The 12,630-nt window shown below is 62.7% G+C and carries 14 protein-coding genes and 1 pseudogene; 2 read left to right on the top strand and 13 right to left on the bottom strand.

Annotated features, from left to right (window positions below; genetic code table 11):
• Positions 1-5: 5 nt before the first annotated feature.
• From ACVWY5_RS25335 to ACVWY5_RS25350, 4 genes are all read right to left on the bottom strand, one after another.
• The gene (locus ACVWY5_RS25335; protein ID WP_028332371.1) at positions 6-287 is read right to left on the bottom strand and encodes a helix-turn-helix domain-containing protein; all 282 of its coding nucleotides are present in this window, start codon (positions 285-287) and stop codon (positions 6-8) included.
• 133 nt (positions 288-420) lie between these two features.
• Positions 421-885 carry a DUF2285 domain-containing protein gene (locus tag ACVWY5_RS25340; protein WP_321176623.1) on the bottom strand — a complete coding sequence of 155 codons (465 nt, stop codon included), beginning with the start codon at positions 883-885 and terminating at the stop codon, positions 421-423.
• A 112-nt stretch (positions 886-997) separates the two neighbouring features.
• Positions 998-1,192, bottom strand: coding sequence for a transcriptional regulator domain-containing protein (locus tag ACVWY5_RS25345; RefSeq protein WP_028332373.1), 195 nt, complete (start codon positions 1,190-1,192; stop codon positions 998-1,000).
• 165 nt (positions 1,193-1,357) lie between these two features.
• Positions 1,358-1,630 (bottom strand): hypothetical protein, encoded by a 273-nt coding sequence (locus ACVWY5_RS25350; RefSeq protein WP_028332374.1) that lies wholly within the window; start codon positions 1,628-1,630, stop codon positions 1,358-1,360.
• A 218-nt stretch (positions 1,631-1,848) separates the two neighbouring features.
• Here ACVWY5_RS25350 and ACVWY5_RS25355 point away from each other — a divergent pair, with 218 nt between their 5' ends.
• Positions 1,849-2,076 (top strand): helix-turn-helix domain-containing protein, encoded by a 228-nt coding sequence (locus ACVWY5_RS25355; protein ID WP_028332375.1) that lies wholly within the window; start codon positions 1,849-1,851, stop codon positions 2,074-2,076.
• A 59-nt stretch (positions 2,077-2,135) separates the two neighbouring features.
• Here the strand turns inward: ACVWY5_RS25355 and ACVWY5_RS25360 are convergent, their stop codons facing one another.
• Positions 2,136-2,456 (bottom strand): DUF736 domain-containing protein, encoded by a 321-nt coding sequence (locus ACVWY5_RS25360; RefSeq protein ID WP_028332376.1) that lies wholly within the window; start codon positions 2,454-2,456, stop codon positions 2,136-2,138.
• Positions 2,457-2,839: 383 nt separating this feature from the next.
• Between ACVWY5_RS25360 and ACVWY5_RS25365 the strand changes: the two genes are divergently transcribed.
• Positions 2,840-3,001, top strand: coding sequence for a hypothetical protein (locus ACVWY5_RS25365; RefSeq protein ID WP_456671708.1), 162 nt, complete (start codon positions 2,840-2,842; stop codon positions 2,999-3,001).
• Between the two features lie 13 nt (positions 3,002-3,014).
• Here the strand turns inward: ACVWY5_RS25365 and ACVWY5_RS25370 are convergent, their stop codons facing one another.
• The 8 genes and pseudogenes from ACVWY5_RS25370 to ACVWY5_RS25405 all read right to left on the bottom strand — a co-directional run bounded on the left by ACVWY5_RS25370 (position 3,015) and on the right by ACVWY5_RS25405 (position 12,487).
• Positions 3,015-3,497 carry a hypothetical protein gene (locus ACVWY5_RS25370; protein ID WP_028332377.1) on the bottom strand — a complete coding sequence of 161 codons (483 nt, stop codon included), beginning with the start codon at positions 3,495-3,497 and terminating at the stop codon, positions 3,015-3,017.
• Positions 3,498-3,632: 135 nt separating this feature from the next.
• On the bottom strand, positions 3,633-4,556 hold the full coding sequence (locus tag ACVWY5_RS25375; RefSeq protein WP_028332378.1) for a DUF2493 domain-containing protein: 924 nt from the start codon (positions 4,554-4,556) through the stop codon (positions 3,633-3,635).
• A gap of 333 nt (positions 4,557-4,889) precedes the next feature.
• Positions 4,890-5,951, bottom strand: coding sequence for a DUF7146 domain-containing protein (locus ACVWY5_RS25380; protein ID WP_028332379.1), 1,062 nt, complete (start codon positions 5,949-5,951; stop codon positions 4,890-4,892).
• Positions 5,951-7,476 (bottom strand): annotated as a pseudogene (locus tag ACVWY5_RS25385) (strawberry notch C-terminal domain-containing protein); the annotation flags it as partial. The gene ACVWY5_RS25380 and the pseudogene ACVWY5_RS25385, both read right to left, overlap by 1 nt.
• Positions 7,477-7,906: 430 nt before the next feature.
• A complete protein-coding gene (locus ACVWY5_RS25390) occupies positions 7,907-10,084 on the bottom strand; it encodes a ParB/RepB/Spo0J family partition protein (RefSeq protein ID WP_051376019.1) in 2,178 nt (725 codons plus the stop codon).
• Positions 10,085-10,192: 108 nt separating this feature from the next.
• Positions 10,193-11,146 (bottom strand): zincin-like metallopeptidase domain-containing protein, encoded by a 954-nt coding sequence (locus ACVWY5_RS25395; protein WP_028332382.1) that lies wholly within the window; start codon positions 11,144-11,146, stop codon positions 10,193-10,195.
• 503 nt (positions 11,147-11,649) lie between these two features.
• Entirely contained in the window at positions 11,650-11,832 is a 183-nt protein-coding gene (locus ACVWY5_RS25400) for a hypothetical protein (RefSeq protein WP_028332383.1), read from the bottom strand.
• A 133-nt stretch (positions 11,833-11,965) separates the two neighbouring features.
• Positions 11,966-12,487, bottom strand: a complete 522-nt coding sequence (locus ACVWY5_RS25405; protein ID WP_028332384.1) for a thermonuclease family protein — start codon at positions 12,485-12,487, stop codon at positions 11,966-11,968.
• Positions 12,488-12,630: the final 143 nt, after the last annotated feature.

The raw sequence follows: 12,630 nt of genomic DNA on the forward strand, positions 1-12,630 counted from the left end.
GGCGATCAGCGACGTTCCTGGCCCGCGTACGGGCGCAGGACCGAATGCTTCTTGGCCGGCAGCACCGTCCCCTTTCCGGGATCGGACGTCGACGTCTTGGCACCGAGATCGGCCCACGCCTTCAGGTCATCCAGAGCGTAGACGACACGTCCGCCGATCTTCCGATACGTCGGCCCGGTGCCGTACGTGCGGTGCTTCTCGAGCGTACGCCCTGAGAGGCCAAGGTAACGCGCAGCTTCCGGTGTCCGCAGGAAGCGCGGGGGTAGTCCGGCCATGGGATCGGGCATTTGAGAACTCCAGGGTGACAGCGCACCGCGCATGGCGGCGTCGGCGTGTGTGCGGTCATCATGGAGAAGCGCGATCTCGGAGGGGGATGCCGAATATCGAGGGGTCGATTTTCGATACCCCTCGGCCAAGAGGCTATTCGTCCCTGCGGCCGGGCCGCAGAAGTTTGCGGTAACCTCCGCGTACCAACGCGAGGCCGCCTTGCACCAGGCGGACCGTTCGATTGCGCAAATCGTGCGTCTTCCAGGCGCGTTCAGGGATGCGCTTTTTGCCGAACAGCGCTTCTGCGATCGTGCGATAGCTACCGCCGGCTCTGCGAGCATCGAGCGCACGGATCGCGGCGCTCAGACGTTCGCGCCGCTGTTTAGATAGTTTGTGAAATGCAGGACCTGGCGCGCGTCCATTCATCGCGCGCCACAGCCGCCGGGCTGCATACGCGCGCGCTTCTAGATCGTCATCGAACGGTAGTTCAACAACGTAAGCGGCGCCGAGCACCGGCGGTTCTTTGGACCAGACACGGTGCTCCACCGCACTGATGCGCAGCACGGAGTGCCAGCCGTCGGCGGCACGGCGCACCTGACCGGCTGTAAGGTCGAGCAATGGCAAAGACGCCGAACTGTGATCGGCAGCCGGACCAACCGTCACTGGAACGACCGTCGCTAGAACCTCGTGCGCCCAAAAGATCGTCTGCTCGTCGAAGGACCTCTGCGGGTCATGGGCGAAAGCAGATGCCCCACCTCCTCCTGAATTCCGAGGTCACTTCGCCATCTGGGCTGTTAGCGATCATCGCTTCAAAGTCGCGTCGATAGTCCGCGTTGCGGCGAAGACATTCCCAGGCGATGTCGGTGATTTCGGCGTCTTGTAGGCTCTTGTAGGAATCCGGCGACCGCCAGTCGAATTCAGGCATTGCTTCCGTCCCATTGCACTCAGCAAACAACGATTGCGGCGCAATAGGTATGAACGAAGCGGTTGTAGGAAGCCCCTAGTTTGGCACCACGTGGTGCACTGGAATGACCACCGGATAACGGAAGAAAATGGTTCTGCCTGCAAGTCGCCAGTCGGCGCTTTTCTTCTATCTTGAGCCGGCGCCGCGCAAGAGACGCCCCTGTTCAGTCACCCATTTGGCGCGCGCAAGATGACTCTGATATGCGCTGCGCGCACGGTCCGGCTCGCGCTCTGGGTCCATATGCAAGACCACCCGAGCCACTTCGCGCCAGTCCGCCCCCTCGCCCTCCGCCTGTAGAAGGCGAATGTACGTGACGACATGTTGTTCGTCATAGGCTGTCAGCGCCGGCTCGTTCGGCGCACTGTCCGCCACGTCTGGATCGAGGGGTGGTTTCTGCATCATACCCACTTTAGAACGCCAACAAACTACGCCATGGTTTGGTCGCAATCCAGACCTCCGTTGCCCGTTGGAATCCTGGATATTCTTTCGAATCCGTTCGGTAAATCGGCGGCCCGATCGGCAGCGCTCATAGCGTTGCCGAACACGATAGCATGTTGGCGCGCGAATAGGAACGATCGTTCCTAGAACGATCGTTCCGGCTCAGTTCCCATATCGCCATGGATCTCAAAGAGATCATGGCTGTGAACCTGCGTCGGAAACGCCACGATCTACAAATGACGCAGGAAGAGTTGGCCGAGCGGGCGGGTTTAAGCGCCCGTTACGTCGGCGCCATCGAGCGCGGCGATGTATCAGCAAGCGTCACCGTGCTCGGACAAATTGCTGAAGCATTGGGGATCGAACCGGGAGACCTGCTCAAGAAGGTTGCGCGGCTTAGCAAATCGTAAGCCGCCTCAGGCCAGCCGCGAAGCGCCCGCCCGGGGACCGGGCGGGCGCGGGTGCTATGTCACTCGCCGCTCTTGCGGGGCCGCGACCACAGGAGCGTGTAGCCTTCGCCGCCTTCGTCGTCGAACAGGTTCGCGAAGATCGGTCCGTTGAACGAGGGATCATCGAGCTTGAGCGAGAGATAATCGCGGCCCTCCTCGGAGCGCTTTGACCAGGCTGCGCCGATCTCTGCGCGGCCTACGTAGATGCGGTGGCTGGGAGCGTTTTCGCTGGAGCGGTTGGCTTCGGCGACAATGCGGACGCCCTTGGTTTGCAGGCTCAGAGTGATGATCTCGCCCTGGAAATCGTTGCCGACCTTCTTGAAGGAACCGATGTTAGCCATGTGACTTCTCCTGTTGTGTTTCGAGCCCGCGACTACCGCGGCCTCGATGGCGATGGACAGGCCGAGGACGATCGGCGACGCACCCGCTCGCGGGCCGGAGCGCAGCGGAGGACGCCGTTGTTGCGACTTTCTTGCCTCGCGAGGAATGGGCGTAAGCCCAGGGGAAGAAAGTCGCAGCAACGGCGTTGCGGCTCAGACGATTCGAGGCGAAGCCGGTCTTCGGCCAGATCAAGCCATCAAAGAGGCCACGTGCGTCCGCGTGCTGAACCGCAATCTTAAGGAGAAGACTTGGCGAATCTCGGTTGAGCTGCACAAGAGGTTGGTATGGTTCGGCGCAGAAAGAGAAACAATCTGCCGCAAAGGGCGGTATCGTCCCGGAAGGAATGATCGAGCGCAACGCGCCGCTCCATCGCAGCAAATGTGGACCAGGCGGAGATTGGGGGGCTTGGTCAAAGCGCTACGAGGAAAAGCGGGATTACCTCTCCCCGAAGCTCGATGATACCTCGTTCAACGTGGCGCCCTGTGCGACCTTGCTCGACCGATGATGGTGACGAAGCGTCATCGCTCATGCGTGGCTGCTGTGAGCACCGGTCGAGGCATATTCCTCGCCAATGCAGCCGCCTCCAACGGGCGGTTCTCCGCCAAAACGGTCAAGCGCGTCCATGCCGTGCCGCCGATGCAAACCGCACCGAAGCAAGCGAAGGCCTCGCGCCAAGCCAGCGAATGCACCCCGATCTGCGACAGGGCGAACACCACATGATAGCCAGCGATTGCCGCAGGGACGGCGAATGCGGTTGCAATCGCGATGCGCAAGGTCCGGCACCGACTGACCGCGACGGCGACCTGACCGACAGCAAGCGTCAGTGCGCCAGAGGCCAATCCGATAAGGAGCGCGCCGACGACGCCGGCGCCGCCATGAAAGGCCGACATACCGATACTGAGTGCGACGAAAAACGGCAGGGCATACACAGCGAGCGCAAAGATCGCCCAGCAGAACAAGCCAATGCCGAGCGTGTTGAGAACAAGCCCAAGGGCAAGCATGATGGTGGCTCCATGTGCATAGATGGCTGGTCGCGCCTTCCACCACCACCGCGGCGCGGAGCGGAGGTAATATCGAAACGAGGCGGAGTTGCGGCGTGCAACTCCACCTTGTCTCAGAGACGAGCAAGACGGCGCTCATGCGCCGCCGAACTTCCAGACGGGGATGCCGAGCCGCTTCGCCTTGTCGGCGAGGTTGTCCTGGATTCCCGTGCCCGGGAAGTGCATGACGCCGATCGGCAGGAGTTCGAGCATGGCGTCGTTGCGCTTGAAGGGTGCCGCCTTGGTGTGCCTGGTCCAGTCGGGCTTGAAGGCGATCTGAGGCACCTTGCGGTTGATCGCCCATTTGGAGGCGATGAGTTCGGGTCCTTTCGGTGAGCCGCCATGGAGCAGGACCATGTCGGGATGCTTGGCGTGAACCTTGTCGAGCCGATCCCAGATGAGGTGATGGTCGTTGAAGTCGAGCCCGCCGGTGAGTGCGATCTTCGGCCCTGATGGCACCAAGACCTCGGTCTCGGCGCGGCGTTTTGCTGCGATGAAGTCGCGGGAGTCGATCATCGCTGCGGTCAGCGTTCGGTGATTGACCAATGATCCCGACCGCGGCCGCCAGGACGAGCCGGTGTGGACCTCAAATCGCTCGATGGCCTGGTCGCGGAAGAGCTCCAGGCAGTTGCGGCGCTCGATCAGCGTGATGCCTTCAGCCGTAAGGCGCTCGAGTTCGACCGATCGTACTTCGGAGCCGTTCTGCTCGCGCTGGCTCCTGTGCTGGGCCTGCTCGTTGTCGTCGAGCTGGCGTTCGATGCGATCGACGGCACGATGGAACAAGTTGACGGCCGACCAGAGCAGATCGTCAAGGTCCGGCTCGAGCCGCGTGTCGTTCAGGGTCGCAACCAGGGCGTCGAAGATATCGGCCACGGCGCCGGAGATCATCTTGCCTTCGGGAAGCGGTCTCGGATCAGGCTGGTCGTCGAAGGGACGGTAGCCGAAGAGCTGTAGTTCGGTGAGGACATGGTCGGTCGGAGAAGACGCGTGCGGCGGTTCGATGTCGTCATGGTCGGTCATGGGAAGAGATCCTTTGCCGGGTTTGGCCGCGCCCTTCGCGGCCTTCGTGGCGATCACTCAGACGGCGGGCGGAACAGGCCAGAACCCGAAGGGCCGAAGCGGCAGCGGAGGATGGCGGAGGCCGGCTATTTTGCTTCGCGATGCAAAGCGCGCTGGCTAGACATATGATGTGTGTTTCAATTTCCGGCGCGCGGCGGAAAATAGCCGGACGCAGCCATTGCCGGCCCGGGCCGCTTGCCGTCCGATCGCCCTCTAGAAGGCCGAGGTCGCGTCCTCTTCCGGTATTGGCCTTGCCGATGATCGACCTGTCACGGTCGATCGAACCGTCGTGACTTATTCCGCGAGCACCGTCGACGAATGCAGGAAGCGGACGACGTCCTCCGGCGCAAGCTGAATCCGCACGGCCGCTCGGAGAGCATCGGGGCCCAAGACATGCAGATCTTCGTTGAAGTCGCCCAGTCGAGGTGACAACGCGATCGCTTCAATGCCGGCGTCTGCTGCGCGCTTGGTCAGGACGGCGAGCACCGCATCCCCGGCAGCATCGGCATCACTGGCGATATAGAGCCGACGCAGACCAGACGGCAGCAACATGGCCGCGAGGTGATTGGCCGAAAGCGCAGCGGCCATCGGCATGCTTGGTAATACGAAGCGCAGCGAAAGCATGGTCTCGATGCCCTCGCCGGCGGCGAGCACGTCGTCCACCACGCCGAAGCGAACCGCATTGCCGAGAAGGTCGCCCATCGCGCGTCGTGGCGTATCGATCGGAGCCTTGCCCAGCCGAACGCGATCGAAGCTGTCCGGATCGAGCCAGGTACGGTGTACGCCGGTGATCCTGCCATCGAAGTCAGTGACAGAAGCGATCATCGCCGGCCAGGTCTCGGTCGGCAGGTGGTCATCCGGCCGATAGTAGCAGCGCGGGTGGAAACGCAGACTGCCACCATGGTGCACATGGGCTATTCCGCGCCTCTGCAAATAAGTCTCGACCACGGTGCCCTCGATCGGGCTAGATATTGCAAAGAGCCGACGGGCAGCCGCTTGCGCTCCGGCCGGTGCTGCCGAACCGACGGGCTTTGAGACGTGCTCCGGTTCAGCACGTGGCAATTTCAAGAAGCGTCTTGCCTCAGCGGCCACCTCACGGAAGTCGCGCAGGCCCAGGCTTTCGCGGATGACGTCGAGGAGATCGCCATGCTCGCCGGTCGCCGCGTCCATCCATTTGCCGGCGGGCCCCTTCGGTGATTCCTGGAGCCGCACGAACAGCGAGCGCCCCGGGGTATTGTGGACATCGCCGACCACCCAGTACCGCCCCGCCCGTCTGCCATTGGAAAGATAGTATCGGCACACCGCCTCGGCCTCGCGCGCGAGGCGGCGTGCCAGGTCGGAGGCATCGCGGGGCATCAGGCGGCCTCCCGCTCGCTGACGCGCGCAACCGGATAATGCTCGAGCACCTTCGCCAGAATCTCGACACCGCTCGCGTCGGTGGGCACGAACATGCGCAGCTTCCAGGAGATGATTTCTCCGAAGAGGCCGTAGGCCCGCAAGCGGTCGCGCATCGTGTCGTTGAACCCAGACAGTTCGATGCGGTATGCGCCCATCACCCGGGCACGGCGAAGCTGGAGCCCCTCGGCAAGCTCAAGGACGGTCCGCCCCTCCATCAGCGCTCCAAAGGCGGCGTCCGGCGTCAGCGCCGGCGCGTCAGCCGCAAGGACGTTCGCGGCCCAGGTCGCGGAGACCTTGCGGCCGATGACGCGCTCCCCCGCATCGGTCTGGAGCCGATAGACCCGCGTCGACTCGTTGGGCAACCGCTTCCAGATGGGCAGTAGCAAGCCGGCCACGACGTGAATCGTGATCTCCGTGAACTCAGGGACCTCGGCAAGCTCCGCCAGCCTTCGACCTTGCCGCGCGCCAACAGGGTGTAGAGTTGGCGCAACGCGTCGCGGCCATACTGGCTTTCGAGATTGTCCTCGGGCCGGAACAGGCCCTGCCCTCCGGTCTGACGCTGGCCGCGCGTAATGGCGCCCAACGTATCGAGCCGGCGGGCAATGGTGCTCAAGAAGCGCTTTTCGGCCTTCACATCGGTCGCGATGGGCCGAAACAGCGGCGGCTGCACCTGGTTGGTCCGGTTGGTCCGGCCGAGCCCCTGGATCGCGGCGTCCGCCTTCCACCCGGGCTCGAGCAGGTAATGGACCCGCAAGCGGCGATTCCGCGCCGAGAGTTCTGCATGGTAGCTCCTGCCCGTGCCGCCCGCGTCGGAGAACACGAGGACCCGCTTGACGTCGTCCATGAACGCCGAGGTCTCGGCGAGGTTGGCCGAACCGGCCCGGTTTTCGACGACCAGCCGCTCGCCCTTGCGAACGATGCGGCGCGAGCGGCCGGTCACTTCGGCGACCACGTCGGTGCCGAAGCGCTGGATCACCTGATCCAGCGCGCCAGGGACCGGCGGCAGCGAGGCGAGCTTTTCGATGAGACGGTCGCGGCGAGCGACGGCCTCCCGGCTCTCAACCGGCTGACCGTCACGATAGACAGGCCGGGAGCAGAGGTTGCCCTCCTGGTCGGTGAAGAGCTCGTAAAGCTGGACCGGAAAGGAATGGGCGAGATAGTCGAGAACATACTCGCGTGGGGTGATATCGACCTGGACGTCGCCCCACTCCTCAGTCGGAATCTCGGCGAGCCGGCGCTCCATCAACGCTTCGCCGGTCGAGACGATCTGGATGACGGCGGCATGGCCGGCGTCAAGATCGCGTTCTATCGATCGGATCAGCGCCGGCGTCTTCATCGAGGTCAGGAGGTGACCAAAGAAGCGCTGCTTGGCGCTCTCAAACGCGGATCGCGCGGCCGATTTGGCCTGGCCGTTCAGCGTGCCAGTTTCGCCGGTGATGTTCGCGGCCCGCATGGCCGCATCGAGATTGTTATGGATGACCGCAGCGGAGGTGATAGTTGCGGCGGCACGCATCGAAAGCGGAGCGGTGGCCGCGCCGCCGGCGAGAGATTCGGTCATGGGGATTTCTTTCGGAGAGCAGGAACGGGTCGAATCGCCCGGCGCTCTCCTCAAGACCACGGCAATTCAAACCCATCCCGGCCCCACTCTCCCTCTCAGCCTCGGTCATATCGGGATAGGGGGAGCCTCGCGGCTCCTCCCCTCCCACACCACCGTACGTACGGGTCCGTATACGGCGGTTCGCTGGATTGAGCGGCAAGAGTTGTTCTGTTGCCGCCGCAGTTTGGATGTCAGCAATCGTCTCGCGCCAGCTTCGACTCCTCTGATCAGCGCCAGTCAGGATTTCATCCCTTCCCGCCGTTCCGAGGCCGGTTGCCCGGAATTCAGCCGCATGGCCGATGCGATATCGCTGCATCTACTCGTCACTTCCAGCGTTCAGGCCTTCGTACGGCAGATGTCGCCTACTATGCCCTCTGCTGACTTCTGCGCTGCGCTGTTGCGGATCCTCCTCGCTGCCGTTCTCCGGATCCTCCTCGCCAGCGAGGAATTCCGGCAGCGGGCCCGCTTCACCTTCCGGCTCCGCCGACGACGGACTCGAATCGACGAGACGCAGTGGCTCCGGCAACCAGCCCGAGCCATCCAGGAGACGCTCGGCCTCCTTGGCCATGTCGGCCTTCTTGAGATGGTCGATCAGTTGCGCCGACGACTCGCCCTTGGCTTCCCGCACCGCCTCCAGAATGCGAGGCTTAGTGACTCGGCCGAGATAGTTGTCGACCGTCGGTCTCCAGCCAGCCTGCACCATGTCAAGTCCGGCAGCACGCGCCAGCACGTTGGCCTGGTCGAGACGCGTGCGGACGCCGTGGGCTGAGACGCGACCCTGATTGTAACGATTGGCCGGCTCATAGACGGCGTTGACCGCAAAGGACGCGCAGTGGGCGAACAGCGATGCCTGTGCACCACCATCGAGAGCCGTCAGCGCGTCCCAGAGATCGTTCTCGCTCTTCGGCAACCGTCCCTTCCAGGCCTCATGCCGCACCTCGACAGCCTTAGCCGAGACGCTTTCCCTTAAGCCGGGAGCTTGAGCCGGAAATGTCGGCGTGCGCAGCCCGATCTCAAGGCAGCTTCCGGACGAAGCAAACCGGTAAAAGGCGGTGAGCACGAAGTTGTGCAGCACAGCCTGGAACGCGATCGCAGGATTTTCTGCAAGCGCATCCCGCAACGCCAGCGTACGGTGCGCCGTCAGTTCGATGATGAGCCGATCCGGCAACGGCTTTGCCGGGTCTTCATCATCTTCCTCCGGTTCGTTCGTTGCGCCGGCGACCGAGATCGCCGTGCGCGTTGTGGAAGCTCCAGTCTCCTGCCCTTTAGTCGACGACGCATCGGCGCCCCCCTCGATATCGAAATCGGCCGCAGGCGCCTCATCCTCCGGCCGGACATAGCCCCGGTCCACCGAAAGCCGTCCTTCGGAATCGATGCTGACGAAGACGCCGGCCCGGGCAATCTCGGCCGGATCGTAAGTTTTCGGCCGGTCTTCGAGGGTCAGCAGCGCCGCCTCGATCGCGCCGAGACGCTGGTCGACCTCTTCGGGTAGCTCATCCGCATCCTGATATTCGGTTTCGAGCTTGGCCTGCTCGGCGTTGAGAGCGTTGATGGTGGCCTGCTCCTCGCAGGTGAGATCGACAGGTTGGCCTTCCAGCTCGCGAAGGCGTGTGGTGTGGCCGTAGGGGAAGTCGACGGCGACTGAGATCCATTTCCATCCCTCGGCGGCGATCGTCTCAGCCTCGGCGTTCAGTTTCTCGGTGACAAGCCGGTCTAGCAAGGGAACGTCCTGAAGCCAGCCGCCATCATCGTGCTCGAACAAGTCGCGCAAAACGCCGCCGCCTGCCTGCTGGTAAATATCGAGCCCAATGAACTGCACGCGGCGATCTGAGGCCCGCACGGCATTTTCCGTCAGCATCCGCCGGATCTGATAGGGCTCATCGTAGCCCGAGCGGCTGACATTCTCCCAGACCTGTTCCTGCCGCATCTGATCCGCTGTGACAGAAAAGGCCATAAGCTGCTCAAGGGTCATGCCGTCTTCGGCGTAGACGTTATGCAGCTTTGGCGACACGGACGCCAGCCGGAGGCGTTGCTTCACGACGGCCGGCGTCACGAAGTGCCGAGCCGCGATATCCTCCTCGGACAAGCCGGCGCCACTCAAGGTCTGGAAGGCTCGGAACTGATCGAGTGGATGAAGCCCTACCCGCTCGTCGTTCTCCGCAAGCGAATCGTCTTCTGCGATGCCGCCCTCGCGCACTACACACGGAACAGCCTGCGTCTTCGCCATGCGCTTCTGCTTGACGAGAAGTTCCAGTGCGCGATAGCGGCGGCCGCCCGCCGGCACCTCGAACATGTCGGTCTCATTGCCTTCTGCGTCTACAACCGCCCGTACATTGAGACTTTGCAGGAGCGTCCGCTGGGCGATGCTTTCCGCAAGCTGCTCGATCGAAACGCCCGCCTTGACATGCCGGACGTTGGACTGGCTGAGGACCAATTTGTTGAAAGGAATATCACGTGAGGGCGACAGCGTGATCTTTTGGACAGGCTTCGTCATATCGATTCTCCACGACGGGCTGCCGGGAGCCTCTCTCTCGACCTCCAACCCGTCGCGGAAAACGATCCTGCCCTCTCACTCTCGAGCCTGCCGTGGCCGAGCAGAGCCTCACGCCGCTTCCTGCTCCGCTCTCTCCGCCGCCATGTCGACAACCACTTCCGACAAGAGTCCAAGGAGATAGTCCGCAACCTTGCTGGCCTGCGAAGCCGCACGCACAATCGCGCGATTGTCCTCGTGCAGCACTTCAAGCCAGGAGGCGATATAGTCAGCATGTCGCACCGTCGGCACGATACCGAGCGATGCGCAACTGAACGCAGCCGATATCTCCGCGATCAACTCTTCAAAAGCATACTTCTTGGTGCCGTAGCCGCCCGACAAGTCACGATTGAGACGTGACTGATGGCCGCTGGCATGCGCCAACTCATGCAAGGCGGTTCGATGCCAGTTGATCGTCTCAAAATAGGCTTGGGGTGGAGGCACTTGCACATAGTCTTCTGTCGGCGCATAAAATGCGCGGTCGCCGCCGATGCGGAAGTTGACGCCGGTCGCCTTGATGAGCTTTTCGACCTGCGGCTCGATCAGGCCTGGCGGCGGAGGCGGCGCCGTCGTCGTGATCTCCGAAGGCAGGTCGTCGCATTGATCAGCATTAAAGACCGTGAACCGCTTCAGAAATGGGATGGCCTGCGCTTCGCCCGTCTCACTCGCGCGCCGCTTTTCGTCGACAGGCACGAAGCGGTCGGCATAGACGACGGTGGTGCCACGTTCGCCCTTGCGGACGTGACCACCGAGTGACAGAGCCTGGCGGAATGTAAGCCAGCTCTGACCGGTGAATGCGCGTTCGGTGGCAACACCCCAGAGGATTAGAACGTTGATGCCGCTATATTGGCGACCGGTCGCGGCGCTTTTCGGCAAGGCCAATTGCGCCTTCGCCGTCGCGGTGCCCCATGGCTGCACCCACGGCACGCGTCCGGCCTCCAGCTCGGCGATGATCTTGTTGGTGATGTCGTCATAAAGGCTCGTCCGGTCCTCACCGGTCGCCGCCCGAGGATAATGTCTGGACATCGCAGGTCTCCGCGACGGGCGCTGCGAGCCTCTCTCGCAGCCGGTAACCCGTCACGGCAAAGCCTCGCGACACTCTTACTCTCAGCCGCCAAGAGAAGAGAGAATGCGAAATCTACGATGCAGCCCGCTTCCGTCCGCTTCTTCATGGCTTTGGAGTTGAGATGCCCAGGGCCGCAGGCCCGACAAGGCGTGCGCCAACGGCGCATCGCCTCAGCTGAAAATGGCACCCGGAGAGCGTGAGCATAGCGACCCGAAGGGGCACGCGGGTCCGAGTGCAGCGACGAGACCGGTTAACAGCGGCACCCGGGAACGGGGCAGTGATAGCGATCGCCGAAGGCGAGCCCCTTTCCCGAGTGCCCCCGGCGAGGAGCTCCGAATCCCTTGCGCGAGGGATCGAAGCCGGACGGCCGAGACGCAAAGCGGCTCGGTTCAACGAGAGCCCGATGCGGCGAAAGCCGCACGCGCGCAAGCGGAAGACTCCGCTTAGACTCGAACCGGATGATCTAGATTTCCTCGCGCGCATGCGTCTGCGCGTCGTAGATCCTGATCTGAAGCAGGGGAAAACGTTTCTTTAGTTCTTCGCCACCCGCCTTGGCCCCGTCTCTGGTTGTAAATTCGGCTTTGAACCGGCCATCGACTTCAAGGGCGTAACCGGAGACCGGCAATTCACGGGTGGCTGCAGCCATTTCATTCCCATTGTGCAGTGAGGTGATTGGGAATGATGCGTAGCGTGAGTCGCCCAAACCGCGCCAGAGCCACCTGCCAAACAGCGGTGATAGGCTAACACACGTTGTGGATCGGCATCTCTGTCAAATCGCATCAAGGATGGGCATTTGCGTCATCCGAGCAGGTGGCCGGCGTTCCACTTGCCCGAATGCATGCACGATAGAGCCACGGCTCGACGTAGCTTCCCTTCCAGAGTCCCTGGCCGGTACGTTCAGCCTCGCGCTGAGCTTCGCGATATCGGCCCTTCGAGTATTGAGGCCAATCCAACGCAAGGCCGCTCCGTACAAGCCATTCAGCGAGATCCCAGCCTGCGACCGAGCACGTCGCGACCGTGCGGCCATACGGGTCGAGACTGACTGGAACACAATTGACGAGACGGCGGGCAATGAAGGCATCAAGATCGTTCGCGGCCTGCGCACCGCAACGATATTGTAAGCTGTCTTCGCCGCGGCACAGCTGACTGCTCTCCGGTGCATCGATGCCCCAAAGCCGGATGCGCACTCCATGTATTTCCAACGTGTCGCCGTCGATCACGCTGGCCTGTCCGACAAAATCCTCGGCCAACGCCATGCTCGACAGAATGGCGAGAATGAAGGCGACAGAGGTTCGACGCATTCCAATGACCTTGTAGCTACCGCAAATCTCGCGGATTGGATTGGCCAGTTCTCGAGTGTTTCAGCGCCAGCAGGTTCTCGCGTTAGATGGTAGGCTGGTCAGCCGGCGAAGGATGCGTTGCGGCCCAATGCGCCGCTTGGGAT

Source organism: Bradyrhizobium sp. USDA 3256, from assembly GCF_054058275.1.

Excerpts from the sequence above, each read along its gene's own strand:
- ACVWY5_RS25335 (WP_028332371.1), bottom strand. The coding sequence starts at position 287 with ATGCCCGATCCCATGGCCGGACTACCCCCGCGCTTCCTGCGGACACCG.
- ACVWY5_RS25345 (WP_028332373.1), bottom strand. The coding sequence starts at position 1,192 with ATGCCTGAATTCGACTGGCGGTCGCCGGATTCCTACAAGAGCCTACAA.
- ACVWY5_RS25350 (WP_028332374.1), bottom strand. The coding sequence starts at position 1,630 with ATGCAGAAACCACCCCTCGATCCAGACGTGGCGGACAGTGCGCCGAAC.
- ACVWY5_RS25355 (WP_028332375.1), top strand. The coding sequence starts at position 1,849 with ATGGATCTCAAAGAGATCATGGCTGTGAACCTGCGTCGGAAACGCCAC.
- ACVWY5_RS25360 (WP_028332376.1), bottom strand. The coding sequence starts at position 2,456 with ATGGCTAACATCGGTTCCTTCAAGAAGGTCGGCAACGATTTCCAGGGC.
- ACVWY5_RS25365 (WP_456671708.1), top strand. The coding sequence starts at position 2,840 with ATGATCGAGCGCAACGCGCCGCTCCATCGCAGCAAATGTGGACCAGGC.
- ACVWY5_RS25370 (WP_028332377.1), bottom strand. The coding sequence starts at position 3,497 with ATGCTTGCCCTTGGGCTTGTTCTCAACACGCTCGGCATTGGCTTGTTC.
- ACVWY5_RS25375 (WP_028332378.1), bottom strand. The coding sequence starts at position 4,556 with ATGACCGACCATGACGACATCGAACCGCCGCACGCGTCTTCTCCGACC.
- ACVWY5_RS25380 (WP_028332379.1), bottom strand. The coding sequence starts at position 5,951 with ATGCCCCGCGATGCCTCCGACCTGGCACGCCGCCTCGCGCGCGAGGCC.
- ACVWY5_RS25390 (WP_051376019.1), bottom strand. The coding sequence starts at position 10,084 with ATGACGAAGCCTGTCCAAAAGATCACGCTGTCGCCCTCACGTGATATT.
- ACVWY5_RS25395 (WP_028332382.1), bottom strand. The coding sequence starts at position 11,146 with ATGTCCAGACATTATCCTCGGGCGGCGACCGGTGAGGACCGGACGAGC.
- ACVWY5_RS25400 (WP_028332383.1), bottom strand. The coding sequence starts at position 11,832 with ATGGCTGCAGCCACCCGTGAATTGCCGGTCTCCGGTTACGCCCTTGAA.
- ACVWY5_RS25405 (WP_028332384.1), bottom strand. The coding sequence starts at position 12,487 with ATGCGTCGAACCTCTGTCGCCTTCATTCTCGCCATTCTGTCGAGCATG.